Here is a 22,403-nt window from a genome sequence, read left to right as displayed (position 1 = left end):
TCTGGCGCCGATCACGGCACCGGCGCCGCCTCCTGCACGGCCCGCGGCACGCCCGGCTCCCACGCCCCCGGCACCGCCGCCCGCCGCGGCTCCGCAGCAGCACGCACCCACACCTCCGCCTCCGACGCCGCCCGCGGCTCGTCCGGCTCCCACACCACCGCCCGCTCCCGCTCCGCAGCAGCACGCACCGACACCTCCGCCGCCTCCTGCGGCCGGTCCTTCGGGACGGCCTGCGCCTGCGCCGACAGCAACGCCTCCGGCATCTGCTGCTCCCGCAGCGCGCCCGGCAACGCCTGCTGCCCCGACCGCCACGCCTGCTCCGACAGCAACGCCTGCACCGACCGCAACGCCAGCTCCGGGCAGCACGCCGCCGACTGGCCGCCCCGGCGCGCCGCCCCCCGGCGGACGTCCCGGCGCGCCTCCGGCTGCTGGATCAGCGACACCAGCTCCGGGCGCCTCGCCCGCTCCAACGGCCACGCCGACCCCCGGTGGCGCTCCGACGCCCCTGCCCGGACGTCCCGGTGCGGGACCCACGCCCGCTCCTGGCGCGACCCCGGCTCCAGCCGCGACGCCAACGCCAGGCCAGCAGGGAGGAACGCCTCCTGCCGGCGCGCCCGCTGCCGGAGCTCCGCCGACCCAGCCGCAGGCAGGCGCCCCGCCGCGGCCGCCGGCTCCCCCCGCTGGCGCCGCGGCACCGAGCACCGTCCCGGGCTCGGCGGCTGCGACCCCGCCGCCCAACAGGGCACAATACGCGACGCCCACCGTTGCGCCGGCCTTCCGCGCCGCCCCGACCACGACCACGCCCCTGCCGCCACCGCCGCGTCCGCCGCAGCGTGACCTGACGCCGCTCGCGATCGGTGCAGGTGTCGTCGCCGGTGCCGTGATCGGCGCCACCATCGCCGACTACCGCAACCAGCGCCGCGAAAGCATCGAAGGCGGTCGCACCGTCTACACCGAGCCGGACCGCATCATCATCCGCGATCCGGGCGGGCAGACATACGTCCGCGGCAACGATCTCTATCGCTTCCGCTATGGCGCCCGCGACATCCGCACCGAGACTGTCGGTGCCGATACCCGCACCGTGGTCATCCGTCCCGACGGCAGCCAGATCATTACGGTTGTCGGTCAGGATGGGCGGCTGCTGCGTCGAATCCGCAGGGACCCTGCCGGGCGCGAGCTCGTCATCATCGACAACAGCTACCGCGATCCGCGGTCGGTCGGCGGCTTCTATGTCGACGCGCCGCCTCCGGTCGTCAACATGCCCTACGATCGTTATATCGTCGACGCCCAGGAAGCGTCGCCGGACGTGATCTACGAGACGATGGTGGCGCCGCCGGTGCAACGGGTGGATCGTCGCTACACGCTCGACGAGATCCGCTACAGCCCCAATGTTCGCATGCAAATGCCGAGCATCGACCTCAACACGATCAACTTCGAGACGGGATCGTGGATCATCCCACCGGACCAGGCGGCGAAGCTGCAGTCGATCGCCGACGGTCTCAACCGTGCGATCCAGGCCAATCCGCGCGTGGTGTTCCTGATCGAAGGTCACACCGACGCGGTCGGCAACGACGTCGACAATTTGTCATTGTCGGACCGTCGTGCGCAGTCCGCGGCCGAATTGCTGACCCAGCAATTCGGTGTACCGTCTGAAAACCTGACGTCGCAGGGCTATGGCGAGCAGTATCTGAAGGAGCAGACGCAAGGGCCGAGCGCGATCAACCGCCGCGTCACCGTCCGCAACATCACGCCGCTGCTCAACGGCGGCCAGGCCTCGCTGCCGCCGCCCCCGCCCGGCACCGCGCCGCCGCGCTGAGGCGAAGCACAAAATGAAAATGGCCGGGAGCAATCCCGGCCATTTTTGTTTCTGTCATTGCGAGGAGCGAAGCGACGAGGCAATCCAGACTGTCGCTGCGGGAAGACTCTGGATTGCTTCGCCTCGCTCGCAATGACGAATGAGGCAGCAATCCCCGGGCGCGTCAGCCCTTGTCATTCTCCAGACGGAAGATCTGCGAGCCTTCACTGCCCGACAACAGGCCCGTGTCGCTGTAGAGCTTCAGCTTGGCGCGGGTGTCGTTGATGTCGAGGTTGCGCATGGTGAGCTGACCGATGCGATCGGCCGGCGTGAACGCCGCGTCCTCGACCTTCTCCATGCTGAGCCGCTCCGGCGCATAGGTCAGGTTCGGGCTTTCCGTGTTGAGGATCGAGTAGTCGTTGCCGCGGCGCAGCTCCAGCGCCACCTCGCCGGTGACGGCGCGGGCGACCCAGCGCTGCGCGGTCTCGCGCAACATCAGGGCCTGCGAATCGAACCAGCGGCCCTGGTAGAGCAGGCGTCCGAGGCGCATGCCGCTGATGCGGTATTGTTCGATGGTGTCCTCGTTGTGGATGCCGGTGACGAGCCGCTCATAGGCGATGTGCAGCAGCGCCATGCCGGGCGCTTCATAGATGCCGCGGCTCTTGGCCTCGATGATGCGGTTCTCGATCTGGTCGCTCATGCCGAGGCCGTGGCGGCCGCCGATCGCGTTGGCTTCGAGGAACAGCGCGACGGGATCGGAGAAGGTTTGACCGTTCAGCGCGACCGGCTGGCCTTCCTCGAAACGCACCACGACCTTCTCGGCCTTGACGTTGCAGTCGTCACGCCAGAACGGCACGCCCATGATCGGGTTGACGATCTTGATGCCGCTGTCGAGGCTCTCGAGATCCTTGGCCTCGTGCGTGGCGCCGAGCAGATTGCTGTCGGTCGAATACGCCTTCTCGGCGCTCATCTTGTAGGCAAAGCCCTGGGCGGCCATGAACGCCGACATCTCGGCGCGGCCGCCGAGCTCGTCCATGAACTGCTGATCGAGCCAGGGCTTGTAGATGCGCAGGCCCGGATTGGCCAGCAGGCCGTAGCGATAGAAGCGCTCGATGTCGTTGCCCTTGAAGGTCGAGCCGTCGCCCCAGATGTTGACGCCGTCCTCCTTCATCGCGGCGACCAGCATCGTGCCGGTGACCGCGCGTCCCAATGGCGTGGTGTTGAAATAGGTGATGCCGCCGGTGGAGATATGGAAGGCGCCGGACTGGATCGCGGCGATGCCTTCATGGACGAGCTGCGTGCGGCAATCGACCAGCAGCGCTTTCTCCGCGCCGAACTCCATCGCCTTGCGCGGGATCTCGTTGTAGTCGGCCTCATCCGGCTGGCCAAGATTGGCGGTATAGGCGTAGCAGCGCGCGCCCTTCTGCTTCATCCAGAGCAGCGCCGCCGACGTGTCGAGGCCGCCCGAAAACGCGATGCCGACTTTCTCGCCCTTGGGCAGGCTTTTCAGGATCGTGGTCATGGGGCTTCCAATCGGTCTCGAAGGGCGGGTGTCGTTTCACGGGGTTGACCGCGCGAATATCAAATTTCGCGGGGCTCGGCACCCCTTTAATGGCTCAAACTGACGGCTCGGCACTCGACTTGCTGCCGAACAGGCGCTGGCGCAGCCGGTAGGCGGGCATGTTCAGCCGGGTCAGGGCGGCATCGACCGCCTCGTCCGAAAACCGGGTCCTTGGCCAACGGTAGATCAGCGCGTAGGCAAACCAGATCACGACGAAGGTGACGAGGCCGGCGATCGACACGTCGGTGAAGAAGTGGCCGCCAAAGGCCATCCGCAGCCCGCTGGTCACGAGGCCGAACACCACGGCTCCGGCATAAGCGAGCGGCCGCCACGGCGGCGGTGCCAATGCGGCCGGCGCCAGCGTCCAGAACGCGGTCGCGCCCTCGCCCGAGAAGAACGAGCAGTTGCGCGCGCAGCCGCCGCGCGGATCCCACCACGGCACGAATTGCTGGTCGCCGGCAAACTGCGTCACCACCACCGGGCGCGGCCGACCCCAATAGGACTTGAAGGCGAGATTGGTGAGAATGCCGGCCGATAGGATGATCGTGACCAGCAGGAAGACGATCGCGCGCCCGGATGCCATCAGTGGCCGGTCTGGCCTGACCATCTTGACCACGAGCGCGACCAGCGCAGGCAGCACGAACGCCCAGGCAACCCACATCGCGGCATCCCGCGCGAAGCCGGCCCAATCGTTCAGCTTGAGCGGAAACGACTTGGTATCAGGATCGAAGAACAGCGCGGCGAGCTTGAGATCAAGCTCGGGATAGAGCCCGAAAACGACGCCGATCACGAGCCACAGCGCCAGGGCGATGAAGAGTCCAGTCCGGTTCATGGCGCGCGGTTTAGCCGAGTGGGAAGGGGATGAAAACCCCGGGGCAAGTCAGAAACTCACCGCACGTCCGGTCTTGAATTCGACGGCAGCGGCGGAGGCGGCTGGCGCGGCAGCGGCGGATTGCGCCAGGCGCCGGCGTTGCGGCCGGCGATCAGCCAGTAGACGACACCGGCGACGATGCCGGCGCCGGTCATGATCTCGAGATGGCGGCGCACGATGCCTTCGAATTGCAGCGTGTCGGAATGAAACGGGACCAGGCCGAGATAGCAGGCGAGTCCCACGACGCCGCCGCCCACGGCATAGGCAAGCGCGCTGCGGATGTAGAGCGCCTCGGTGATCGCGACGATCACCGCCGCCGGCACCAGCGCAAAGCCGGAGACGAAGATGAAGCCGAACCCGAGCACGATATCGATCGTGCCCTGATCGACGGGACCGGCGCCGAGATCGGCGAATTCCGGAAACAACAGCGCGACGACGACGATCATGCCGCCGATGAAGCAGGCGGCGAGAAAGCCGATGAAGATGACGATGAGGCGGCCGATCAGGGACATGCAGAGGAAGCCAACGTTACCGTCATTGCGAGCGAAGCGAAGCAATCCAGAGATGCGTCCGCGGAGGCAGTCTGGATTGCTTCGTCGCTGCGCTCCTCGCAATGACGGGGAAGCAACACAGTGCGCCTACCAAGCTAATCCGTCATCGCCATGGCTCGCAGCGTCTGGCGTTCCCTGGCGGAAAGCTTTTCCGTCTCCGACTTGAGCTGGCCGCAGGCGGCGAGGATGTCGCGTCCACGCGGGGTGCGCACCGGCGAGGAATAGCCGGCGTTGAAGACGTATTCGGAGAACTTTTCGATCTGGTCCCAGTCCGAGCATTCATAGGCGGTTCCGGGCCAGGGGTTGAACGGGATCAGATTGATCTTGGCGTGAATGCCCTTGAGCATCTTCACCAGCAGCTTGGCATCGTCGAGCGAATCGTTGACGCCCTTGAGCATCACGTATTCGAAGGTGATGCGGCGCGCGTTCGAGGCGCCGGGATAATCGCGGCAGGCCTGCAGCAATTCCTTGATCGGATATTTGCGGTTGAGCGGCACCAGCTCGTTACGCAGCTCGTCGCGCACCGCATGCAGCGAGATCGCGAGCATCACGCCAATCTCCTCGCCCGCGCGCACGATGTTCGGCACCACACCCGAGGTCGACAGCGTGATGCGGCGGCGGGAGATGCCGATGCCTTCGTTGTCGCCGACGATCAGCAGCGCATCGCGCACCGCGTCGAAATTGTAGAGCGGCTCGCCCATGCCCATCATCACGATGTTGGTGACACGACGCGTACCGTCTTCGCGATCGGCCCAGTCGTTCAGACGATCCCGCGCGACCATCACCTGTCCCACGATCTCGCCGGCAGTGAGGTTGCGCACCAGGCGCTGCGTGCCGGTGTGACAGAAGGAGCAGTTCAAGGTGCAGCCGACCTGCGAGGAGACACATAGCGTGCCGCGATCGGTTTCGGGGATGTAGACGCACTCGACTTCATGCGCCTTTTCGACATTGTCGCCGCTCGGCAAACGCAGCAGCCATTTGCGGGTGCCGTCGTTGGATATCTGCTCGGCCACGACTTCGGGCCGGTCGACGGTGAAATGTTGCGCGAGTTCGGCGCGAATGCCCTTCGAGACCGACGTCATCTCTTCGAAATTCTGGGCGCCACGGAAATACATCCAGTGCCACAGCTGCTGCACACGCATCTTGCGCTGCGCCGGTGCAACGCCGATCTCGCCGAGACGATCTGCAAGCTCGGTGCGCGACAGGCCGATCAGCGAGGGCCTCGCCGGCGGCACATAGGTTTCGAGCGGAGTCTTCTCCACCAGCGTTGCGTTGTGCGGCTCGGTCATCGGTTGCATTGAATAGACCTGGAATTTGTGTTCGTCGTTCCGGGATGGTCCGAAGGACCGGACCCGGAACCGCGAGATTCCGGGTTCGATGTTGCGCATCGGCCCGGAATGACGGGAGAAAACCTGGAACGCGCCCTATATAGCAACCGGAACCGCCGATTGCGACCTTATCGACCGCAGGCTTAACGCCTGCAATCCTGGGAGATCCGGTCAAGCGCCTGGGCGAGGCCCTTCAGCGAGAAGGTGTCGGTCGTCTCGGTCCCCTTGGACGAGATGCCCTTGACCACGAGATCGGCGGATTTGCGCATGGCCTCGACCATCCGCTCTTCCTCGGCCGCGTTCTTGATCCAGAGCCCGTCGCCCTGCGAGTACATGGCGAACGCGGCGCCGCCGACCTCGACCGAGGATTCAGAGCCCGGCTTCAGCGCGTAGCCGATCATGACCGAAACTTCGTTGTTGACCTTCTCCGCCGGGCGGGTGGAGACGAAGGCATAGGCAGGATCGCGCGGCCGATTCGGCGGGTTGGTCTTCGACGACGACGGCTTGGCCAGCGCGAAGCAGACCTTTTTGCCGTTGGGCGCAGCCGAATATGCGCCCCAGGTGCCGAACTGACCGATCAGGATTGGCTCGGCGCCGCCCGCAACCGCCGCGTGCGGGGCCGCCGGCTTGCTCTCGGGCTTGGCAACCGTCTTTCCGGTGGTATTGGCCACCGGCGCGGCCGGTTTCGGCGCGGGCTCTTTCGGTGCAGCCTTGGGCGCAGGTTGCGCCGTCTGCGCCCGCGCGGAATCGGTGATCCCACAGGCCGCCACGCCCGTCATCAAAGCTAAAATCAGCACCCGCCACATGCTGGAGTGGTTCCCTCAATATTGTGACTGGAAGATGGCCCGGTCGCGCATTGTCCCCGCGGCAGGGATAGCCGGGAAAGTCCAATTTGGGAAGGCAGTTAGCGAAGCTCGCGGCGACTAGGCCCTGGATCGCGCCGCACGCTGCTCCGCCCATTGCGCGTCGGTCCAGCGCAACAAATCCTCGGCGCCGGAGCTGCGCAAATGCGCGCCACCGTCGATCACCATCATCTCGCCGTTGATGTAGCCGGCACGGTCGGAGACCAGGAAGCTGGCGAGGTCGGCAAGCTCGCCGTGCTCGCCGGTGCGACCCATCGGGTTGCGCGCGGCCCATCCTTCGTCGCGACCCTCGGGGCGGAGCTGGCCCGAGGCGCCGGCGGTCGGGAACGGTCCCGGCGCGATCGCGACGGTGCGGATGCCCTTCGGGCCCCATTCCACGGCGAGACTTTTGGTCATCGCCAGCACGGCCGACTTTGCCATCGCCGACGGGACGGTGAAGGCGCGGCCGGTGATGGTCGAGGTCGAGAGGATCGAGAGCACGACGCCGCCATGCTTGGCGTCGATCCAGCGCTTGCCGGCGGCAAGCGTGCAATACATCGCACCATGCAGCGTCGGGGCGAGGATCGCATCCGCGGCGCGGAATGAGAGATGCTCGCTCTGCGCAATGAAAGTCGCAGCCGCGTTGTTGACGAGGATATCGAGCGGCGCCTCGCGCCAGATGGCCTCCATCATGCTCTCGACGGCGGTGCCGTCGCGGATATCGCAGGCGATCGTCGTGACCTTGCCGCCGGTCTCTTCGCGCATCTCGCTCGCCGCCGCCTCGAGCCGATCGACCTTGCGGCCGCAGATCACGAGCTCGGCGCCGAGCGCGAGGAAGCGGCGTCCTATCGCAGCGCCAAGGCCCGAACCGCCACCAGTGATGAGGATGCGCTTGTCCCTGAGCAGGCCTGTTTCAAACATGGTTTGAATCCTCCCTTTTCTTCTTCCGTCATTGCGAGCGAAGCGAACCAGTCCAGGCTATTTCCGCGGCACGGATTCTGGATTGCTTCGCTGCGCTCGCAATGACGAGAGGATAGGCCGGTGCGGTCCAATAGCCAAAGAAACCGGATTGTCGCCCGTCCCTAAATCCGGCAGAACCAGCCCAACTATAATTCTGCCACGAAACGCCAAGTGCTCTCAAGAAGGTGCCGCCATGAAAGCCATCCTCTGCTCGCAATATTGCCAGCCCGACGATCTCGTTCTGGCCGACGTGCCGGATCCGCTGGCCGGTCCCGGCGAAGCCGTGATCGCGATCAAGGCTGCGGCGCTGAATTTTTTCGACATCCTGATGATCCAGGGCAAGTACCAGATCAAGCCGCCGTTCCCGTTCTCGCCGGCCGCCGAAGTGGCTGGCGTGATCGAGAGCATCGGCCCCGGCGTGACCGATCTGAAGGTCGGCGATCGCGTCGTTGCCTCCTGCGGCCACAACGGGGCGCGCGAAAAGATCGCGCTGCCGGCGGCATCGATCGTGAAGATCCCCGACAATCTCGATTATGACCGCGCGGCCGGCATCATCATCATCTACGGCACCGCGCTGCATGCGCTGGAAGATCGCGCGAGCCCGAAGCCGGGCGAGACGCTCGCAGTGCTCGGGGCCGCCGGCGGCACCGGACTTGCCGCGTGCGAGCTCGGCAAGCTGATGGGCCTGAAGGTGATCGCCTGCGCCTCGTCGGACGAGAAGCTCGATTTCGCCAAGGCGCACGGCGCAGAACTCACGCTCAATTACGGCAAGGAAGATTTGAAGGAAGGCTTGCGAAAACTCACCGGCGGCAAGGGCGTCGACATCATCTTCGATCCGGTTGGTGGTACGTATGCCGAGCAGGCGCTGCGCTCGATTGCCTGGGAAGGCCGCTTCCTCGTGATCGGCTTTGCCGCCGGCGACATTCCGAAGATGCCGCTGAACCTCGCGCTGCTGAAGGGCTGCGATATCCGCGGCGTGTTCTGGGGCGCCTGGACCCGGCTCAACCCGGAAAAGAACCGCGCCAATCTCGAGAAGCTCGTGAAGTGGACAGCGGAAGGAAAGATCTCCTCGCATGTCGACCGCGTCTTCCCGCTGGCGCAGACGGCGGATGCGCTCAAGGTGCTCGCGGGGCGTCAGGCCATGGGCAAGGTGATTTTGCGTCCGTGAGGGTGTCGGCGCGTAGAGTGTCGCGACATCGTCACCACACACTCAGCTGTCGTCGCCCGGCTTGACCGGGCGACCCAGTACTCCGTCACGAGTGTTGTTGAATCGATAAGCCGCGGCGTACTGGATTCCCCGCCTTCGCGGGGAATGACAGTGGAGGATGAGGCAACAGCTACTGCGCGGCTTCCGCGTCCACCTCATCCACCCCGCGCTTCAGCGCGGCGCGGGCGGCTTCGCGATGCTCGTTCGTGATGTGGCTGGCGACCATGCGGATCGCGGTGGCGAGCACGGCGGCGTCATCGGTGAAACCGAGAATCGGCATCACGTCGGGAACGAAGTCGAACGGCAGGATGAAATAGGCGATCGCCCCGAGCAGCGACGCCTGGATATGGCGCGGCGTCTGCCGGTCGAAGGCGCAGTAATAGGCGGCGAGCAGATCCTCCGCGAACGGCAGTTGCGCGGCGACACGCTTCAGCTTGCGCCAGAAGCGGCGGCGCACGCTCTCACGATCTTCCGCGAGCCGGTCGGCCGGCTCGAAACCAACGCTGTGTTCGGCAGCCATGGTCGACAAACTCCCCGTTCAGCCAAGGGTGGCAGATCGCCGCATCCCGTGCTGAACACAAGATGGGGAGGCGGCAGCGCCTCGCAAGACGTCAGCCTGGTGTCAGCTTGGCGATGGCGTTCATCGCCGTGGCAAGCTCGATGTCGAGCGCGGTGACGCCGCCGGCATCATGGGTCGCCAGCACCACCTCCACCGTCTTGTAGACGTTGCGCCATTCGGGGTGGTGGTCCATCTTTTCGGCGACCAGCGCGACGCGGGCCATAAAGCCGAACGCCTCGTTGAAATCCTTGAAGACAAAGGTCTTCCCGATTGCGTCGCGTCCTTGAACCACGGTCCAGCCCGGTAGTCCGCCCAGCGCCTGCCTGCGCGCCTCCGCCGAGAGCCGTTCTGCCATCGTCGCCTCCGTCCTTCAGGGGAACTTTACCCTAACACCGTGCTGACGCCCCGGGTTCATACGGGATTTCGTCCATCCGCTAACCATGACGGAGATGTAACCCCGCCGGACAAGAAATTTGCTACACTTGAGGGTGTAAATCGCCGGCCGAGATGAAACTGAGCCTCAAGCGACTGTTCGGGAGATCGATGACCGGGGGATTGGACCTGGCCGAAGCGCCCACCCCGCCTTCGCCGCGATCAGCGGCGCGGAAGACGGCGCTCGTGTCTCTGGCACTCGTGCTTGCGATCGTGGGCACGCTCGCCGGCGGCTATTATTTCGCGATGCGGCCGGTGACGCTGAAGATCGCGGTCGGTCCCGCCAACAGCGATGACCTCAAGGTCGTGCAGGCGCTGACGCAGGCTTTCACTCAGAACAAAAGTCTTGTGCGGCTACGGCCGATCCAGACCGACGGCGCCACAGCCAGCGCCGAGGCGCTCGCGGAGGGCAAGGTTGATCTCGCCATCGTGCGCGGCGACGTCGACGTGCCGAAGAACGCGCAGGCGGTCGCGACCCTGCGCAAGAACGTCGTGGCGCTGTGGTCCGTGCCCGGCAAGGGCAAGAAGAAGGGCGCGAAGATCACCAAGATCGCGCAGCTCGCCGGCCATCGGGTCGGCGTGATCGGCCGCACCCAGGCCAACGTCAATCTGCTCAAGGTGATCCTCCAGCAATACGGCGTCGATCCTGCCAAGGTCGAGGTCATACAGTTCCCCGCCAATGAAGCCGCCGAGGCGATCAAGGCCCAGAAGGCCGATGCCTATCTCGCAGCCGGCCCTGTCAACAGCAAGATCACGTCGGACGCGATCGCCGCCACTGCCAAGGAGGGCGGGACGCCGGTCTTCCTCGCGATCGATTCCGCGGATGCGATCGCGCAGAACCATCCGGTTTATGAAGCCTCGGAGATTCCGGCCGGCACCTATGGCGGCTCACCCGTTCGCCCCGACGACGAGGTCAAGACGATCAGCTTTTCACACCACATCGTGGCGCGCAAAGGCGTATCCGAAACCAACATCGCCGCGTTCACGCGCCAGCTTTTTGCCGTGCGCCAGCAACTGGTGACGGAATTCCCGCTGGCGGCGAAGATCGAAACACCCGACACCGACAAGGACGCGGTGATCCCGGTGCATCCCGGCGCGGCCGCCTTCGTCGACGGCGAGGAAAAGACCTTCCTCGACAGATACAGCGATTACATCTGGTGGACGCTGATGGCGCTCTCGGCCATGGGCTCGATCGGCGCCTGGTTTGCGGGCTATTTGAAGAAGGACGAGCGCGACAACAACAACCATCAGCGTGAACGTCTGCTCGACATGATCGCGGCGGCACGCAAGAGCGAGACGACCGAAGACCTCGACCAGATGCAGACCGAGGCCGACGACATCCTGCGCAATACACTGCGCTGCTTCGATCACGGCGCGATCGAGGAAGCCGCGCTCACCGCCTTCAACATCGCGCTCGACCAGTTCCACGCGGCCGTCGCCGATCGCAAGGCGGTGCTATTCAGCCTGCCGCAGAACCTGCAGCGCGCCGGCGCACAGTTCAGGGCCGCCGGCAGCGCGTAAAAGCTTCCGCGCGTAATCGCGGCGTCACATTGTCTCAATATAGCGTCGGACTTCACCGTGGCGGTCGCCTGAGCGATCGTCTCACGCGATATCGAGTCCGTCCCATGAACATCAAATTCTCCCGTCGCCGTTTCCTGACGACCAGTGCCGGCGCGCTTGGCGCGGTCGCAATGCCGCATCTCTCCCGCGCGGCCGACCGGCCGGCCGTGACCCATGGCGTGCAGTCGGGCGACGTCACCGTCGACGGTGGCGTGGTCTGGGCGCGCGCCGACCGTCCCGCGCAGATGCTGGTCGAAGTGGCGACGACGGAGTCGTTCAGGGATGCTCGCGCGCTGCCGCCGATCGCAGCGCTGCCCGAAAGCGACTTCACCGCGAAGATGCTGATCGAAAACCTGCCGGGCGGACAGGACATCTTTTATCGCGTCCGCTTCCGCGACCTTTCGCACACCGCGGTGGTGGGCGAACCGGTGACCGGCCGCTTCCGCACCGCGCCCGCCGACCGCCGCGACGTCAGCTTCGTCTGGGGCGGCGACGTCGCCGGCCAGGGCTGGGGCATCAACCCCGACGACGGCGGCATGTTCACCTTCTCGGCGATGCGCAAGCACCGTCCCGATTTCTTCCTGCACTCCGGCGACACCATCTATGCCGACGGTCCCATCCAGTCCGAGGTGAAGCTCGCCGACGGCAAGATCTGGAAGAACGTCACGATCCCGGAAAAGGCCAAGGTCGCCGAGACGCTGGACGAGTACCGCGCCGCGCACAAATACAATTTCACTGACGACAATCTTCGCGCCTTCAATGCCGAAGTGCCGATCTTCGTGCAGTGGGACGACCATGAGGTGACCAACAACTGGTCGCTTTCGAAGGAGCTGCCGGCGAGCTACAAGGAGCGCGACATCGCACTGCTTGCGGCCCGCGCAGGCCGTGCCTTCCACGAGATGTATCCGATGCGCGAGGGCATCGTCGAGCCCGGCCGCGTTTATCGCCAGATCTCCTATGGTCCCCATCTCGACGTGTTCGTGCTCGACGAGCGCAGCTATCGCGGCCCGAACGGCCCCAACCTTGAAACCGCTTACGACCCGGCCAGCTATTTCCTCGGCCCTGACCAGATCGCCTGGCTCAAGCGCGGCCTGTTGAATTCGCGCGCGACCTGGAAGGTGATCGCCTCCGACATGCCGCTCAGCCTCGTCGTGTCAGATACGGCAAAGGGTGGATCGGAAGCCATTGCGCAGGGCGACGGCCCGGTGCGCGGCCGCGAGTTCGAGATCGCCGACATCCTGCGCTTCATCAAGATGGCGCCGGTCAGCAACACCGTATGGCTGACGGCGGACGTGCATTACGCCGCCGCGCACTATTACGATCCGAACAAGGCCCAATTCCAGGATTTCGAGCCGTTCTGGGAGTTCGTGTCGGGCCCGCTTCACGCAGGCACGTTCGGTCCGAACGCGCTCGACAATACGTTTGGGCCGGAGGTGCGTTTCGTCAAGGCGCCGGGGAAAGACAACCAGAACCTGCCGCCGTCCGCCGGCATGCAGTTCTTCGGTCACGTCAAGATCGACGGCGCTTCCGGCCAGATGACGGTGACCTTGCGCGACCGCGCCGACGTCGCGCTGTGGTCGACCACGCTCGATCCGAAGCAGGCGTGACGCCGTATCGCTAGTCCGCCGCGCGTACCTGGAGCGCCGCCTCCAGCGCGTCGCTCGAACACGGCTTCTGCAATCGCGGTTGCCCGGCGAATTCCGGCGGGATGCGCGCGTCAGCGCCGTAGCCGGTGACGAAGACGAAGGGAATCTTCAGGGCCGCGAGCCGTTCGGCGACCGCAAAACTGTTCTCGCGACTTAATCCCACGTCGAGCAAGGCGAATTCGGGGGCATGCGCCGCGATTGCGGTCAACGCCTGCGCGACTGAACCTACCGTGCGCACGCTCTTCACACCAAATCCGAGCAGGCGATCCTCGAAGTCGATCGCGATGATCGGATCGTCCTCGACGATGAGGACATCGGCGGGACAGTTTGAACCATCGGAAACAGCGGGTGCCATCATCGTAACTTGGAGCATGAGGTTCTCTGACTGGGATACCGGGTCACGACGCCTGTACCTAGCGCGAAGGGTTCCCGGAACGAAACCACCACATCACAGTTGTCAGGTCTGTCTACTTGTGCACACAGGACCTCGTCGGAACTCGCTAATGTGGAGGCGGATGGGAGTTTAAGATGGACGCGCGGACCAGCAACGCCACCGAGATCGATAGCCGGCCGACCAACAATCTGCTGCGGCGCTTGAGCCACGTCGACTACGCGCTGCTCGCACCGCACATTACCGTCGACACGGCCGGGGCGAGCGAGCTGCTCTACAATCCCGGCGACGACGTCCAGGTCGTCCATTTCCCCTGCGGACCATCGCTCGCGACTTTCCTCGTTCCCAATGAGGACGGCCGTGACGTCGAGACCATCCTGGTGGGCCGCGAAGGCGCAGTGGGCGGTATCGTCAGCGAGGGCTATCTGCCGGCCTATACCCGGATCTGCGTGAAATTCGGCGGACCGTTTGCGCGAATTCACGTCAGCAAGCTGGAGGCCGCCAAGCAGCGATCGTCCTCGTTGCGCCATGTCTTCGCTCGCTACGCCGACTGCATGCTGGCGCAGATCTTCCAGTCCACCGCCTGCAACGCCATTCACTCGATCGAGCAGCGCACTGCCAAATGGATGCTGGCGGCGATGGAGCGGACTGGCGACGAGAGCAGCGTGCCACTGACCCATGAACAGCTCGCGACACTGCTCGGTGTCGGCCGCAGCTATGCCAGCCGCGTGCTCCAGTCGTTCAAGGCGGAAGGTGTGCTCGACACGCGGCGCGGATCGATTCTGGTCCGTAACCGCGAGGGCCTGCGCCTGCGCGCCTGCCGGTGCAACGAGGCCGTGAAGATGCACTTCGAGGAAGTGCTGCGCGGCGTCTATCCGACCGAGGAGCGGCAAGCCGGCTAGCCGCCCGCCTCGCTCCTCTTCGGGGATAAGAAGGGGCCGCACTATCCCGCCGGACGGGAACCTGGGCTAATGTCCCCGCATGAGCGGGGCTTTCCTTCACACTCTCTTCGACGTGGCAGCATGGCTGGCTGCGGCCGTGGCGCTCTACTGGCTGTCGCGACAGGGCTTGCAGTTTCCGACGCAATCCTTCGAACGGTCCTACCTCGCCGCTTTGGTGTTCGGTGCAGGCCTCGGCGCCTATCTGTTCGGCTCCGCCAATCTGTGCCTGTCAGGCCAGAGCGGCATCGCGCGCTCCGTGGAAGGTGCGCTCGCCGGCGGCATCGTGGCGATCGAGCTCTACAAATGGTCCGCAGGGATCACCGTCCGAACGGGCGCCCGTTTTGCGCTGCCGCTAGCGATCGGCATCGCGATCGGCCGGCTCGGCTGCTATTTCGCGGGCCTCGACGATTTCACCTACGGCACGCCCACGGCATGGCCCTGGGGCCACGATTTCGGCGACGGCATCCTTAGGCATCCCGTGCAGCTCTACGAAAGCGTCGCTATGGGGGTGTTCGCGCTGCTCTACGTGCTGGCGGTCTTGAACCGGAGCGCGTTTGTGATCACCAATGGTTTCTACCTCGTCCTCGCCTACTATGGTGCACAGCGCTTTCTGTGGGAATTTCTCAAGCCCTACGGCACGCTGATCGGCCCCTTCACGCTGTTTCACCTGCTGTCGCTGTCCATCCTGCTCTACGCCGTCGTCATGCTGGCGACGGCGCCCAAAGCGAGACCCATGCATGAACGCGCCGTTGCGTAAGTCGCGCCCCTACATCTTCTGGGGCCAGACCCAATCTCTCTGCGAGACCTGCCTGAAGCTGGTGCCGGCCAAGATCCAGATCCTCGACAACGAGGTCTGGTACGAGAAGCGCTGCAAGGAGCATGGCGTCCAGTCCACGCTTGTGTCGACGGACGCAGCCTATTGGCGCCTGTGCAAGGATTTCATCAAGCCCGGCGACCGGCCGCTCGCCTTTCAACGGCACACCGAATTCGGCTGCCCCTATGATTGCGGCCTGTGCCCCGACCACGAGCAGCATTCCTGCCTGGCGCTGATCGAGATCACCGAGCATTGCAATCTGACCTGCCCGGTGTGCTTTGCCGATTCCTCGCCGGCGCGGACCAGCTTCACGCCGCTGCCCAAGATCGAGCGAATGCTGGACGCGCTGGTCGCGAGCGAGGGCGAGCCTGACCTGGTGCAGATCTCCGGCGGCGAGCCGACGCTGCATCCGGATTTCTTCGCGATCCTCGATGCGGTGCGCGCCCGCCCGATCCGCCATGTCATGATCAACACCAACGGCCTGCGTATCGCCCGCGAAAAGGATTTCGTGGCGCGGCTCGCCGAGAACAAGCGCGGGCTCGAGGTCTATCTCCAGTTCGACTCGCTCGAACGCGACGCTTTGATCAATTTGCGCGGCGCGGATTTGCGCAAGATTCGTCAGCAGGCGCTGGAAAATCTCGAGCATTACGGCGTGTCGACCACGCTGGTGGCGACCATCAAGCGCGGCGTCAACGATGCCGAGATCGGCGACATCGTTCGCCACGCGCTGACCTGGAGATGCGTGCGCGGCGTCACGCTGCAGCCGGTGCAGGATGCCGGCCGCAACGAGAATTTCGACAAGAACACCGACCGCATCACGCTGTCGGAGATTCGGAAACGCGTGGTCGAAACCGGCGTATTCGGCGACAAGGACATGATCCCGCTGCCCTGCAACCCCGAAAGCATCTCGATCGGTTACGGCCTGCGCAACGGCGAGAAAGTGCTGCCGCTGACCTCGCTGATCCCACAGGAGCAGCTCGTCGCATTGTTGCCCAATACGATAAGCCCGGAGAAGCATCCGGCGCTGAGAGAGAAATTCATCGATCTGTTTTCGCTGTCCTCGGGACCGCTGAACACGAGCGAGCGCGTCTGCGAATTGCTGTGCTGCCTGCCGAGCTTCGAGGTGCCGCAGGGCATCACTTACGAGAACGTATTCCGCGTCACCATCGTGCAGTTTCTCGACCGCTTCAATTTCTGCGTCGGCAACGTCAAGCGCAGCTGCATCCATTTCGTCACCGAGAACGGCGCGATCATCCCGTTCGACACCTACAATCTGTTCTACCGAAACGGAAAGATCGACGGCATCCGCGCCGAACTGGCGGCGCAGTCAACGGAAGGAGCCCTGCAGGCATGAGCATCAGCGACACGCCGCCGCCAGCCCCACCGGGACCGCCTCCTGCTCCGCCGAACAAGCGCAGCGGCTGCCTGACCGCGCTCATGGCGATCTTCGGGATCATCCTGCTGCTGCCCGGCGCCTGTGCACTCCTGTTCGGCGGAATATCCATATCCGACAGAGGCCGGATCGATTCCGACGTCGCGCCCCTGGTGTTCCTGGGCCTGGTCGTGGGGCTGGGCGGGGTCGCCCTGATCTGGGCCGCCATCAAGGGCCGGCGCGGCTGAGCCCGGCTTTTCGCCTAACCCCCGGGAATCCCCGGACAAAATTCAATCAACCAACGGCCAAAGAACACATTGTTTTTTGGCCGTTTTTGCCTATATTGCGCCGCAACGCGTAGGGTGCCCGGTCGATATGCCGGGCTTTCCCTTTTGGGCGGAAAGCGCCCCGTTTCCAGTCTTCAAGCGTTGTTTCGAGAAGAGGTCCCGGTCTGACCGGCGAGATCGCGCTTAACCCATTGTCCGACCGCAAAGAAGCCCACTCATGAACCTTCGCAACATCGCCATCATCGCCCACGTCGACCACGGCAAGACAACGCTCGTCGACCGCCTTCTCCAGCAATCCGGCACCTATCGCGAGAACCAGAAGGTGACCGAGCGCGCCATGGACTCCAACGATCTGGAGCGCGAGCGCGGCATCACCATTCTGGCCAAGGCGGCCTCGGTGCAGTGGAAGGACACCCGCATCAACATCGTCGACACCCCCGGCCACGCCGATTTCGGCGGCGAGGTCGAGCGCATTCTCAACATGGTGGACGGCGCGCTGGTGCTGGTCGACGCCGCCGAAGGCCCGCTGCCGCAGACCAAATTCGTGGTCTCCAAGGCGCTCAAGGTCGGTTTGAAGCCGATCGTCGTGATCAACAAGGTTGACCGTCCCGACGCGCGGGCGACCGAAGTCATCAACGAGGTGTTCGACCTGTTCGCGGCGCTCGACGCCAGCGAGGAGCAGCTCGACTTCCCGATCCTCTACGGGTCGGCGAAGCAAGGCTGGATGGCCGAGAGCCCGGACGGGTCGCACGAAGCCGGCATGCAGCCGCTGTTCGACCTGATCGTGCGCCATGTCGCGCCGCCGACGGTCGAGGAAGGCCCGTTCCGCATGATCGGCACCATTCTGGAAGCCAATCCCTATCTCGGCCGCATCATCACCGGCCGTATCACTTCGGGTTCGATCAAGCCGAACCAGGCCGTGAAGGTGCTGGGCGCCGACGGCAAGACCATCGAGACCGGCCGCATCACCAAGATCCTTGCCTTCCGCGGCATCGAGCGCACCCCGCTCGACGAAGCCGAGGCAGGCGACATCGTCGCGATCGCCGGCCTGACCAAGGGCACCGTCGCCGACACCTTCTGCGATCCGTCGGTCGACACCCCGCTGGTGGCGCAGCCGATCGACCCACCGACCGTGTCGATGTCCTTCATCGTCAACAACTCGCCGCTCGCCGGCACCGAAGGCGACAAGGTGACCAGCCGCATGATCCGCGACCGCCTGCTGCGCGAGTCCGAAGGCAACGTCGCGCTGCGGGTCGTCGAAGCCTCGGACAAGGACGCGATGGAAGTCTCGGGCCGCGGTGAATTGCAGCTCGCGATCCTGATCGAGACCATGCGCCGCGAAGGCTTCGAGCTTTCGGTGTCGCGTCCGCGCGTCGTGCTGCAGAAGGACGAGGCCACCGGCGCCACCCTGGAGCCGATCGAGGAAGTCGTCATCGACGTCGACGAGGAGCATTCCGGCGTCGTCGTGCAGAAGATGAGCGAGCGCAAGTCCGAGCTGATCGAGATGAAGCCGTCCGGCGGCAACCGTTTGCGCCTGGTGTTCTACGCGCCGACCCGAGGCCTGATCGGCTACCAGGGCGAACTGCTCACCGACACGCGGGGCACCGCGATCATGAACCGTCTGTTCCACGGCTACGCGCCGTACAAGGGCGAGATCCAGGGCCGCCGCAACGGCGTGCTGATCTCCAACGACCAGGGCGAAGCCGTGGCTTACGCCATGTTCAAGCTGGAAGATCGCGGCCCGATGATGATCGAGCCGGGCTGGAAGGTCTACAAGGGCATGATCGTCGGCGAGCATACCCGCGACAACGACCTCGAGATCAACGTGCTCAAGGGCAAGCAGCTCACCAACATCCGAACCACGTCGAAGGATGAAGCGGTGCGCCTGACTCCGCCGATCCGCATGACGCTGGAAAAGGCGCTGGCCTATATCGAGGACGACGAGCTGGTGGAGATCACGCCGAAGTCGATCCGCCTGCGCAAGCGGCATCTCGATCCGAACGAGCGCAAGCGCGCGGAAAAGTCCAAGGAAGCGGTGGCTTAAGCTACCGCTCGCAACTCTGTCATGCCCCGGCTCGACCGGGGCATCCAGTACGCCGCGGCTCATCGGTTCGACCACAAATGTCTCTGGAATACTGGATCACCCGCCTGCGCGGGTGATGACAGCTGTGCTTGAGGCGGCTTCAGCACTCTTCGCGAACGTGCTAGAGCCCGCGCATGAGTTCCCTTCCCTCCTCCGTTGACGTCGCGATCATCGGTGCGGGCGCCGCCGGCCTCGGCGCGGCGCATGCGCTGGCAGGATCCGGCCTCTCCGTGGTCGTGCTCGAGGCGCGTAACCGGCTCGGCGGGCGGGCCTGGACGGTGCAGGCCTCGCCCGACGTCACCTTCGACGTCGGCTGCGGCTGGCTGCACTCGGCAGACAACAACTCCTTTGTCGCGGTTGCGAAACAGCTCGATTTCGAGGTCAACAAGGACCTCCCGCCCTGGCGCGAGCGCGCCTATGGCAATGCGTTTCCGAAAGCCGAGCGCGATGATTTCATGCACGCGATGGACGCCTTCTATCAGCGGCTGTGGAAGGTCGCCCTGAAGGGCCAGGATGTCCCCGCGAGCTTGAGCCTGGAGCCCGGCAATCGCTGGAATCCCATGATCGACGCGATCTCGACCTACATCAACGGTTGCGAACTGAAGGACATGTCGACGCTGGACTGGGACGCCTATGAGGACAGTGACCTCAACTGGCGCGTCCGCCGCGGCTACGGCGCTCTGATCGCGGCCTATGGCGCGCCATGCCCGATTGCGCTGAACTGCAACGTCACGCTGATCGATCATTCGGACAAGCGCAACCGCATCGAGACATCGCAGGGCACGCTGACCGCGGACAAGGTGATCGTCACCGTGCCGACCAATCTTATCGCCAATGAGGCCATCCGCTTCTCGCCACCTCTCCCCGCCAAGGTCGATGCCGCGGCCGGCCTGCCGCTCGGGGTCGACGACAAGGTGACGTTGGCGCTCGAGGACGCCGAAGCCTTCCCGAAGGAAGGTAATTTGCGCGGCGCCACGATGCGCACCGACATGGGCACCTATCATATCCGCCCGTTCGGCCAGCCCTGCATCGAAGGCTTTTTCGGCGGCAGCTTTGCACGCGAACTGGAAGACGCGGGCGACGGCGCCATTGCCGCGCAAAGCATCGAGGAGATCGCAGGCTTGCTCGGCAACGACATCAGGCGAAAGCTGAAGCCGCTCTGCGAGTCGCGCTGGGCGCATGATCCGTTTGCGCGAGGCTCCTACTCGCACGCGCTGCCGGGCCACGGCGGTGACCGCGCCGTGCTGGCGGCGCCGGTGGACGGACGGCTATTTTTTGCGGGAGAAGCGACGTCGCCGAATTTTTTCTCGACGGCGCACGGGGCAAGGGATTCAGGGGAGCGGGCGGCGAGGGAGGTGCTGGGCGTTCTGGGCAAACCGTAACCGCACGCTCGTCATCGCGAGCGCAGCGAAGCAATCCAGAATCTTTCCGCAGCGGCAGCCCGGATTGCTTCGCTGCGCTCGCAAAGACGAATTACTCGATCACCCGCGCCCGCAAGTCGGCATCCGGTACGAAGCACGAACCATACTTGCCGAAGATGCGGTAGCGGTTGCGCGCGACGAGGTTGTACATCGGGTCGCGCAACGCTTTCGGCACAGCGAATAGCATGCCCACCCAGATCCAGCCAGGGAGCTGCGACAGCACCGTCAGCGCAGCGTCCGACTTCATGAACACCTCGCCACCACGAATCACAGCATTGGTGTCGGGATCATCCGGATCGATACCGAACGTGCGTGCGAGCCGGGCGCCATAGTCGGACTGGATCGGCGTGAAGCGAAACCTCTTCCCCGTATCGCGCACGGCGACGAAGCGGACCCAGCGCGAGCAAAAAATGCAGACGCCGTCGAACAGGATCACGTCGTCGTCAGGCCATTTTAGCATCAGCGATTGTCCAGCATCAAAAGCGCGACAAGCATCAGCACGATCGCCGGCCCAGTCTTCACCAATGCGCCGAGCGGCTCGATCCAGAGGTCCGGCGTCAGGATCGCGGCACCAAACATATAGCCCAGCGAAGCCAGGATGCCCCCAACGAGTCCGATCGCAGCGGTGCGACGGACGGCAATCAGCACGCCAAGGCTCATATCCATCAGGCTGGTGCCGATGGTGATGGGATCGACCAGCGCCGACGGAAAGTTGTGCGCAGTCAGGATCCCAGCGGCCGCGCGATAGGACACGAACAACGCGATGAAGCCGGATACGATCCAGAACGCGACCAAACTGGCGAAGATCAGCGCCTTGACTAAGAACAGCCGCGCGAACCATTTGTCCTGGATGGTGGCGGGATGGCGCCCCATCGCCTCCGTCAACGTCTTCGGCACGATGCCCGTGGCGGCGATCCATGCCGAAGGATCGCCGCTCACGCCGCGGCGCAGCTCGGCGATGGCCGTGGAGCGCATCGGGCGGCATCCAGCCAAGATAGTTGGCGACGTCGCCGCCTTTCGCACCGAGATCGAGCATGAAGGACGGCATCGCGACGCGCAACCAGCCGGCCGTGCCGAACGCGATACGAAACTGCTCGATGACGCCAGCCATTGTGATCGGTTCGACCTGCATCAGGTCCCAGTTCACGGCCTTCACCGATGCGTCATCGATATCGCGCGCGGCAAGCCAGGCAATGGTGGCGGAAATATCCTCGACAGCAACGGGCTGGAACGGCGTCGCCATCTCCTTCTCCGGCAGGTCGAGCGGAAAGGCCGCAAGCGCGCGGAGCATCGCGCTGCCGCCATAGGCCGACGGCGCGACCACGAAACCGGGCCTCAGGATGGCGTGGGGAATGCCGGAAGCCGCGATCAAACGTTCGGCCTCACGCTTTGTCGTTGCAAACGCGGTTCGATCCTCGCCCGCGGTCCCGGGAATCGAGATGTGCACCAACCGGATCGCACGGCCGCTGCCGCCAATCGCCTGAAGCAATCGTGCGACGAGATCCCGATGCACCGCGTTGGTGTCGCTGCCGGGTCCGTCCTGGAGCACACCGAGGCAGTTCACGACGACATCGACCGCGTGCTCACCGAGGAGGTGCGTCAGCGCGGCTACCTCGAGCGAGAGGATCGGCAGCTCGATGTCCAGCGCGCTCATCTTCTGGGCGGGCGACAGGCTGCGCGCCACCCCGACGACGCGAAATCCCTGCGCGCGAAGATCGTCGGTGACGTAGCGGCCGATCAGGCCGGAGGCGCCGAGCACGAGAATGGTTCGCTGGCTCATGA

The 22,403-nt window shown here is 64.8% G+C and carries 20 protein-coding genes and 1 pseudogene; 10 read left to right on the top strand and 11 right to left on the bottom strand.

Going from position 1 to position 22,403, the window contains the following annotated elements:
- A partial coding sequence (locus tag IVB41_RS09430; protein WP_247430156.1) for an OmpA family protein occupies positions 1-1,816 on the top strand: 1,816 nt, incomplete at its 5' end.
- A 163-nt stretch (positions 1,817-1,979) separates the two neighbouring features.
- Here IVB41_RS09430 and argG read toward each other — a convergent pair.
- The 6 genes from argG to IVB41_RS09400 form a co-directional block, all read right to left on the bottom strand.
- Positions 1,980-3,317, bottom strand: a complete 1,338-nt coding sequence (gene argG, locus IVB41_RS09425; protein WP_247430151.1) for an argininosuccinate synthase — start codon at positions 3,315-3,317, stop codon at positions 1,980-1,982.
- A gap of 94 nt (positions 3,318-3,411) precedes the next feature.
- Positions 3,412-4,188: a phosphatase PAP2 family protein gene (locus IVB41_RS09420; protein WP_247430147.1), complete on the bottom strand. Its 777-nt coding sequence runs from the start codon at positions 4,186-4,188 to the stop codon at positions 3,412-3,414.
- A 56-nt stretch (positions 4,189-4,244) separates the two neighbouring features.
- Entirely contained in the window at positions 4,245-4,739 is a 495-nt protein-coding gene (locus IVB41_RS09415) for a hypothetical protein (protein ID WP_247430143.1), read from the bottom strand.
- Positions 4,740-4,873: 134 nt separating this feature from the next.
- Positions 4,874-6,076, bottom strand: coding sequence for a 23S rRNA (adenine(2503)-C(2))-methyltransferase RlmN (rlmN, locus tag IVB41_RS09410; RefSeq protein ID WP_035961124.1), 1,203 nt, complete (start codon positions 6,074-6,076; stop codon positions 4,874-4,876).
- A gap of 173 nt (positions 6,077-6,249) precedes the next feature.
- Positions 6,250-6,912 (bottom strand): invasion associated locus B family protein, encoded by a 663-nt coding sequence (locus tag IVB41_RS09405; RefSeq protein ID WP_247430139.1) that lies wholly within the window; start codon positions 6,910-6,912, stop codon positions 6,250-6,252.
- A 117-nt stretch (positions 6,913-7,029) separates the two neighbouring features.
- Positions 7,030-7,869 carry an SDR family oxidoreductase gene (locus tag IVB41_RS09400; RefSeq protein ID WP_247430137.1) on the bottom strand — a complete coding sequence of 280 codons (840 nt, stop codon included), beginning with the start codon at positions 7,867-7,869 and terminating at the stop codon, positions 7,030-7,032.
- Between the two features lie 232 nt (positions 7,870-8,101).
- Between IVB41_RS09400 and IVB41_RS09395 the strand changes: the two genes are divergently transcribed.
- Positions 8,102-9,076, top strand: coding sequence for an NADPH:quinone oxidoreductase family protein (locus IVB41_RS09395; RefSeq protein ID WP_247430134.1), 975 nt, complete (start codon positions 8,102-8,104; stop codon positions 9,074-9,076).
- 169 nt (positions 9,077-9,245) lie between these two features.
- Here the strand turns inward: IVB41_RS09395 and IVB41_RS09390 are convergent, their stop codons facing one another.
- Both IVB41_RS09390 and IVB41_RS09385 read right to left on the bottom strand, forming a co-directional pair.
- Positions 9,246-9,635 carry a YkvA family protein gene (locus IVB41_RS09390; protein ID WP_247357298.1) on the bottom strand — a complete coding sequence of 130 codons (390 nt, stop codon included), beginning with the start codon at positions 9,633-9,635 and terminating at the stop codon, positions 9,246-9,248.
- Between the two features lie 91 nt (positions 9,636-9,726).
- Positions 9,727-10,029, bottom strand: a complete 303-nt coding sequence (locus IVB41_RS09385) for a 4a-hydroxytetrahydrobiopterin dehydratase (RefSeq protein WP_247284967.1) — start codon at positions 10,027-10,029, stop codon at positions 9,727-9,729.
- Positions 10,030-10,181: 152 nt separating this feature from the next.
- Between IVB41_RS09385 and IVB41_RS09380 the strand changes: the two genes are divergently transcribed.
- Together IVB41_RS09380 and IVB41_RS09375 are read left to right on the top strand one after the other, a co-directional pair.
- On the top strand, positions 10,182-11,627 hold the full coding sequence (locus tag IVB41_RS09380; RefSeq protein WP_027566335.1) for a TAXI family TRAP transporter solute-binding subunit: 1,446 nt from the start codon (positions 10,182-10,184) through the stop codon (positions 11,625-11,627).
- Between the two features lie 104 nt (positions 11,628-11,731).
- Positions 11,732-13,273, top strand: coding sequence for an alkaline phosphatase (locus tag IVB41_RS09375; protein ID WP_247430131.1), 1,542 nt, complete (start codon positions 11,732-11,734; stop codon positions 13,271-13,273).
- 10 nt (positions 13,274-13,283) lie between these two features.
- Here the strand turns inward: IVB41_RS09375 and IVB41_RS09370 are convergent, their stop codons facing one another.
- Positions 13,284-13,685, bottom strand: a complete 402-nt coding sequence (locus tag IVB41_RS09370; RefSeq protein WP_027566333.1) for a response regulator — start codon at positions 13,683-13,685, stop codon at positions 13,284-13,286.
- Between the two features lie 155 nt (positions 13,686-13,840).
- Between IVB41_RS09370 and IVB41_RS09365 the strand changes: the two genes are divergently transcribed.
- From IVB41_RS09365 to IVB41_RS09340, 6 genes are all read left to right on the top strand, one after another.
- Positions 13,841-14,605, top strand: a complete 765-nt coding sequence (locus IVB41_RS09365; RefSeq protein WP_247430128.1) for a Crp/Fnr family transcriptional regulator — start codon at positions 13,841-13,843, stop codon at positions 14,603-14,605.
- 79 nt (positions 14,606-14,684) lie between these two features.
- Complete coding sequence (locus IVB41_RS09360) at positions 14,685-15,401, top strand: prolipoprotein diacylglyceryl transferase (RefSeq protein ID WP_247430125.1); 717 nt, start codon at positions 14,685-14,687, stop codon at positions 15,399-15,401.
- Positions 15,382-16,812: a radical SAM protein gene (locus tag IVB41_RS09355; protein WP_247430121.1), complete on the top strand. Its 1,431-nt coding sequence runs from the start codon at positions 15,382-15,384 to the stop codon at positions 16,810-16,812. Before IVB41_RS09360 ends, IVB41_RS09355 begins: the two co-directional genes overlap by 20 nt.
- A complete protein-coding gene (locus tag IVB41_RS09350; RefSeq protein WP_247357300.1) occupies positions 16,809-17,078 on the top strand; it encodes a hypothetical protein in 270 nt (89 codons plus the stop codon). Before IVB41_RS09355 ends, IVB41_RS09350 begins: the two co-directional genes overlap by 4 nt.
- A 256-nt stretch (positions 17,079-17,334) precedes the next feature.
- Positions 17,335-19,161, top strand: coding sequence for a translational GTPase TypA (gene typA / locus IVB41_RS09345; RefSeq protein WP_247430118.1), 1,827 nt, complete (start codon positions 17,335-17,337; stop codon positions 19,159-19,161).
- Positions 19,162-19,334: 173 nt separating this feature from the next.
- Positions 19,335-20,582, top strand: coding sequence for an NAD(P)/FAD-dependent oxidoreductase (locus IVB41_RS09340; RefSeq protein WP_247430115.1), 1,248 nt, complete (start codon positions 19,335-19,337; stop codon positions 20,580-20,582).
- 91 nt (positions 20,583-20,673) lie between these two features.
- Here IVB41_RS09340 and IVB41_RS09335 read toward each other — a convergent pair whose 3' ends face one another.
- On the bottom strand, positions 20,674-21,081 hold the full coding sequence (locus IVB41_RS09335) for a thiol-disulfide oxidoreductase DCC family protein (RefSeq protein ID WP_247430112.1): 408 nt from the start codon (positions 21,079-21,081) through the stop codon (positions 20,674-20,676).
- Positions 21,081-22,401 (bottom strand): annotated as a pseudogene (locus IVB41_RS09330) (SDR family oxidoreductase). The gene IVB41_RS09335 and the pseudogene IVB41_RS09330 overlap by 1 nt, the downstream one beginning before the upstream one ends.
- Positions 22,402-22,403 lie beyond the last annotated feature (2 nt).

Origin of the sequence: Bradyrhizobium sp. 44 (assembly GCF_023073095.1) — a bacterium.
Taxonomy (GTDB): domain Bacteria; phylum Pseudomonadota; class Alphaproteobacteria; order Rhizobiales; family Xanthobacteraceae; genus Bradyrhizobium.
Note: the sequence above shows the minus strand (reverse complement) of the source record. Positions and strands in the feature narration are given on the sequence as shown.

What these genes read in the sequence shown, in the direction of transcription:
- IVB41_RS09350 (WP_247357300.1), top strand. Translation starts at nt 16,809, where the DNA reads ATGAGCATCAGCGACACGCCGCCGCCAGCCCCACCGGGACCGCCTCCT.
- IVB41_RS09340 (WP_247430115.1), top strand. Translation starts at nt 19,335, where the DNA reads ATGAGTTCCCTTCCCTCCTCCGTTGACGTCGCGATCATCGGTGCGGGC.
- IVB41_RS09335 (WP_247430112.1), bottom strand. Translation starts at nt 21,081, where the DNA reads ATGCTAAAATGGCCTGACGACGACGTGATCCTGTTCGACGGCGTCTGC.
- rlmN (WP_035961124.1), bottom strand. Translation starts at nt 6,076, where the DNA reads ATGCAACCGATGACCGAGCCGCACAACGCAACGCTGGTGGAGAAGACT.
- IVB41_RS09395 (WP_247430134.1), top strand. Translation starts at nt 8,102, where the DNA reads ATGAAAGCCATCCTCTGCTCGCAATATTGCCAGCCCGACGATCTCGTT.
- argG (WP_247430151.1), bottom strand. Translation starts at nt 3,317, where the DNA reads ATGACCACGATCCTGAAAAGCCTGCCCAAGGGCGAGAAAGTCGGCATC.
- IVB41_RS09360 (WP_247430125.1), top strand. Translation starts at nt 14,685, where the DNA reads ATGAGCGGGGCTTTCCTTCACACTCTCTTCGACGTGGCAGCATGGCTG.
- IVB41_RS09400 (WP_247430137.1), bottom strand. Translation starts at nt 7,869, where the DNA reads ATGTTTGAAACAGGCCTGCTCAGGGACAAGCGCATCCTCATCACTGGT.
- IVB41_RS09355 (WP_247430121.1), top strand. Translation starts at nt 15,382, where the DNA reads ATGAACGCGCCGTTGCGTAAGTCGCGCCCCTACATCTTCTGGGGCCAG.
- IVB41_RS09405 (WP_247430139.1), bottom strand. Translation starts at nt 6,912, where the DNA reads ATGTGGCGGGTGCTGATTTTAGCTTTGATGACGGGCGTGGCGGCCTGT.
- IVB41_RS09365 (WP_247430128.1), top strand. Translation starts at nt 13,841, where the DNA reads ATGGACGCGCGGACCAGCAACGCCACCGAGATCGATAGCCGGCCGACC.
- IVB41_RS09375 (WP_247430131.1), top strand. Translation starts at nt 11,732, where the DNA reads ATGAACATCAAATTCTCCCGTCGCCGTTTCCTGACGACCAGTGCCGGC.
- IVB41_RS09370 (WP_027566333.1), bottom strand. Translation starts at nt 13,685, where the DNA reads ATGCTCCAAGTTACGATGATGGCACCCGCTGTTTCCGATGGTTCAAAC.
- typA (WP_247430118.1), top strand. Translation starts at nt 17,335, where the DNA reads ATGAACCTTCGCAACATCGCCATCATCGCCCACGTCGACCACGGCAAG.
- IVB41_RS09380 (WP_027566335.1), top strand. Translation starts at nt 10,182, where the DNA reads ATGAAACTGAGCCTCAAGCGACTGTTCGGGAGATCGATGACCGGGGGA.
- IVB41_RS09420 (WP_247430147.1), bottom strand. Translation starts at nt 4,188, where the DNA reads ATGAACCGGACTGGACTCTTCATCGCCCTGGCGCTGTGGCTCGTGATC.
- IVB41_RS09390 (WP_247357298.1), bottom strand. Translation starts at nt 9,635, where the DNA reads ATGGCTGCCGAACACAGCGTTGGTTTCGAGCCGGCCGACCGGCTCGCG.
- IVB41_RS09385 (WP_247284967.1), bottom strand. Translation starts at nt 10,029, where the DNA reads ATGGCAGAACGGCTCTCGGCGGAGGCGCGCAGGCAGGCGCTGGGCGGA.
- IVB41_RS09415 (WP_247430143.1), bottom strand. Translation starts at nt 4,739, where the DNA reads ATGTCCCTGATCGGCCGCCTCATCGTCATCTTCATCGGCTTTCTCGCC.